Genomic DNA, 3,973 nt, shown 5'->3' with positions numbered 1-3,973 from the left:
CGTTGTTTGTGTTTACTTTGCATCCTGGCACGTATCCCGGAAAAAAGCTATAAACTGTTTTTCCAAATACATATAAACATATTGCTATTAGAGCGATGTGCAGTTTTTTTCTGCGGGGAAGCTTTATTCGCCAGAGTATCAGAACAAATGCTGCAGTGGCGATCAACGGCCAGTAGAATCTCAGGAAAACATAAAAAGTAATTAAAATCATTTTATAAAACGGAATATTTGAAAAATCGTACATGTATCACCTCAAATTCATTGTTGGTATTTTTAAGCGTCCCATTTTGCCAGTTGCTCCTTGATACGGGACACTTCGTCATCGAGTTTCTCTAGTTTTCCCACTCTTTCAACCAAAGTTGAGTCAACTGCACCAGCCAATTTTAATGCACCAGCCATTTTATTGATTTTGCTTTTACTTATCGAATAACACGACCACGGATTAACCAGCGTAAAACGTACCCAGAAAGTCGGATCAACCTGATCGATGAGTTTCTTGAAATCCCGGCAGTAGTTGTCGTATTTTGCTCCATCATCTGAACGGGTCAGATGGGTGAGATACCAGTCTGTCCCGAAAATCACCTTGTTTCGCAAATGCTTGTACTCATCCCTGTCCCGTATCCAGTAAAACATCTTGCTGAGTGTGTGGCGCACTTTCTTGTCCTCAAAATTGTCACCGGTAAGTTTCTCTTCCAAATTGAAGCAGGATATGTCCGTGTACACATTTTTATACTTTTTTGTCAAATCAACTATACTGTTTATCCAATCACTCGGTGGTGTATCGTTCCATTCACTGATCGGGCCGCGTCTCCACTCATCACCGCCAAAGTGAGCAAGGCAGAGATGCAAATCCGGAAAGTTTTCAAGCACCGGCCGCCAGGCCTCAGGGTGAACATAGCATTTGAAGAAGTAGTCATATAGAAATCGATTGAATTTACCGGTGTTCACACCCCATTCTTCGGGATAGCATGGAGCATTACTTGCCGGTTTTCCTGTCAGACTGGCAATTTTCATAAGCTGCTTTTGTCTGGCAAGATACCGTTTGCGGCAAAGCACTCCATTTTTCATATCAAAATTCAGATAGTAACCGGCCTCGTGTGTTGTCATCCCTCCTGGTGAACAATGCGTCAGAATAGGTATTTTTTCTTTCTCACATCTATAATAAAAATCCGGCAGATATTCGCAGAGTTCATCAAGAGGCTTATGACCTAGAGGAGGATACATTTTAACTCCAGCCCATATACCTGGTTTACTCTCGGTAGCGATATAATTAAAGATTTCATCCCATGCTCCGTACGCTTTAGATTTGGGAAAAGCAGTCCCTGATGGTTTGCAGAATCTGCGGGGGTCATAAAAATAAAGCGGCAATAAATGCAAGGGGTTATTTACTGCGGCTGTTTCAGTTTCACTGCACTGAAATTCCCACTTCCTCAGTTTCAACACCATTGATTGGTCAATCCTTTTCTCGGTACTTTCATTCGATAAATCACTATTAACATCTTTCGATTCCGGTTTGTCGCCAATCACATAATTGACAAACGAATTGCCATGGTCTATTATCCCAGTAATAATCTCGTTAATTTCATGTGATACATCCTTAACAGAACTTATCAACAGCGTTTTGTCTTCAAACGCTTTTTTGATGAAAGACAACTTACTATCTTCATCTATTTGAATAATCCTATTCTCGAGAAGCTCATGCGATAAATCCCTCTTAATTCCTTCCCTCTCTGGTTTATCACTATACACCCTTTCGAAGTAAAACAACTCACCATTTTCCTCATGATAAATAGTCTGACCTTCATATCCGGCTATATGTGCATACTCCATGTCCATGGTTGCAATTATCATAGGAGTCGCTATTGGTTCTTTGACGAACCTGGTTTCATTCACCGCGAAATCCATACTGTGCCTGATATTGGAAAATGTTTGCCTGTTTAATGTGGCAAGATGGTTACCCATATCCAGTGTTGTCAATCTCTGAATACGCACCCCTTCCTTGTATTGCAGAGCGGCAGTGAATTCACAAAATTCTCTGGTACGGAGGCCCCAAGCTGTAGTCGGATAAATTTTTATTGATCCCTCTTCAAGCTGCGCATATATCAACGGCATGGGACAACACGCACCGCTGTTATGATGCGCGTGTCCGTCCATTATTCCACTCGCATGGATAATTCTCTTCTTTTTTATCCGTACAGCATCGTTGGCACATATCGTTCCCATTGCTCTACGATCCTTTCATCTCGATATCATATGTATAGCCGTTTACTGTGATCTCAAGCGCCTGTGAATCAGGCAGCAGCATCTCCAATTCATCACTACACTCTGCTTCACCCGATACGAGCACATTCCCGCTCTCCCGGTCACGAATCTCATACTCCAGTTTTTCTTCATTGTCGTCTTTTTTTATTACTTCACCCTTTTCATCCACCATTGTAGCGCTGAATGGTACCCATGGGTATTTATAGTGTCTTCCATGCGCGTAATACTCCGGATCTGCTCCCTTTAAAGCTATCTTTTCATCTCCCGATGTACTGTCCCATTGAGGGATCTGCAGCTCTGTTCCCTTTACAAGCAGATCGGGATTATCACCGATTTTGTCCTTGTTGATCTGGTAGAGGTATTTCCATGTGGGGAGGCCATATTTGCGCGCGATTGCCCCAAGACTTTCGCCCTCCTCCACTATATGTACAGTGTTCTTTTCCAATTGATGTCCGGTCAGGCGACTTATGTATTGTATATGGGCTTTCAAGAGCTGGTCGTCATATACACCGGTTTCCGGTATTTTCGCTCCCAGCATCCTCAAGCCTTTACAAAGATTTGATACGGTGATTTTATGTTCCGGTGCGCTGTCAAAATTATCCGGATGTTTGTCAATACTCCTGAGCTTTGAATCATCGGCACCATAAAGCAGCATAAACCTTGTCGGCATGATATTGGGGTCATTATCTGGATTTGTGTCAAGTCCCTCGACAAACGATTTCGCGATCTCTGTCAGACGATCATAGTTTATGCCGACCGATGCATAGTGACGGGCTGCTTCATAGCCTTGCTCCCTCTCAATCTCTTCAAAAATCTCCACGAAATCCTTTAGTGTCAGTTTAACCTGTGAGTCTTCTTTCTTCTCTTCCTGCAGACGCTGCTCTGCCATGGACTCAAGAAGTTTCAGGTCATCTTCAAACTGTTCCGGTGTGCGATGTTTCTGCATGACAAGAGCGACCGCCTGGATATCGATCGGCCAGGTTTCGGTTCCTTTTACAGGTGATAGCTTGCCGGCTCTTAACGCGGATTCTATCGCAGCCTGATCTGTTCCACCACCTCCACCTCCACCACCTGCGCTTCCACCCGTACCGATGAGAATATTGGTACTGCCAAGTATTACTGATGCTGGTGGGCCGGCGCAAAGAAACATATCACCCAGTAGTATTGCTGGTACACCGTTGATCAGAACTGTTGGTGCTCCGGCAGGCACAGCGAGCATGCCGATATGGGGGATTGGAGGTGTTCCTGGAGTAACCATCGGGCAGACATGCATCGAAAGTGCGTTGGCTGCAGGCTTTCCATTAAAGAACACATTGGAGGAGCCTGTTACAATTGTTCCGCCATGGCTTGTCATATCTCCCAGTCGGGCCGCAGGTTTTCCCATCTATTTATTGCTCCGTATTCGTTCTTTTTGTTACTTGTACTGTTTATGGGACTGTTGTATTCAGCTTTTTTTTGGGCAACACTTTTCCCTCTATTATCCTCTGATTTCATTATCTTCAGGCTTGAACAAATCGCACTTAACACTCAGGATACAAAAACACTTGAGAAACTATCCGCAACGTAAGTAAAAAGGCCCTTTTTCCAGCAATCCTTAGATTAGTTGCGGCTGACAGGGAATTTGGATACTGGGCTGATGCTGAGCTGGGCTGAGCAGACAGGAAACTTTGTTTTTCGGGTGTAATTCTTTATTTACACCAGGTATAACAAT

Annotated in this window: 2 protein-coding genes; both read right to left on the bottom strand. The window is 43.7% G+C overall.

All coding sequences use genetic code 11. From position 1 onward, the window contains the following. Nucleotides 1-273: 273 nt before the first annotated feature. Complete coding sequence (locus tag GX089_07825; GenBank protein NLP02386.1) at nucleotides 274-2,223, bottom strand: amidohydrolase family protein; 1,950 nt, start codon at nucleotides 2,221-2,223, stop codon at nucleotides 274-276. A 4-nt stretch (nucleotides 2,224-2,227) separates the two neighbouring features. Continuing rightward, on the bottom strand, nucleotides 2,228-3,646 hold the full coding sequence (locus tag GX089_07820; GenBank protein NLP02385.1) for a hypothetical protein: 1,419 nt from the start codon (nucleotides 3,644-3,646) through the stop codon (nucleotides 2,228-2,230). Nucleotides 3,647-3,973 lie beyond the last annotated feature (327 nt).

Source organism: Fibrobacter sp. (genome assembly GCA_012523595.1).
Lineage (GTDB): Bacteria > Fibrobacterota > Chitinivibrionia > Chitinivibrionales > Chitinispirillaceae > JAAYIG01.
This window is presented reverse-complemented; position numbering and strand designations above follow the sequence as displayed.

What these genes read in the sequence shown, in the direction of transcription:
- GX089_07825 (NLP02386.1), bottom strand. Translation starts at nt 2,223, where the DNA reads ATGGGAACGATATGTGCCAACGATGCTGTACGGATAAAAAAGAAGAGA.
- GX089_07820 (NLP02385.1), bottom strand. Translation starts at nt 3,646, where the DNA reads ATGGGAAAACCTGCGGCCCGACTGGGAGATATGACAAGCCATGGCGGA.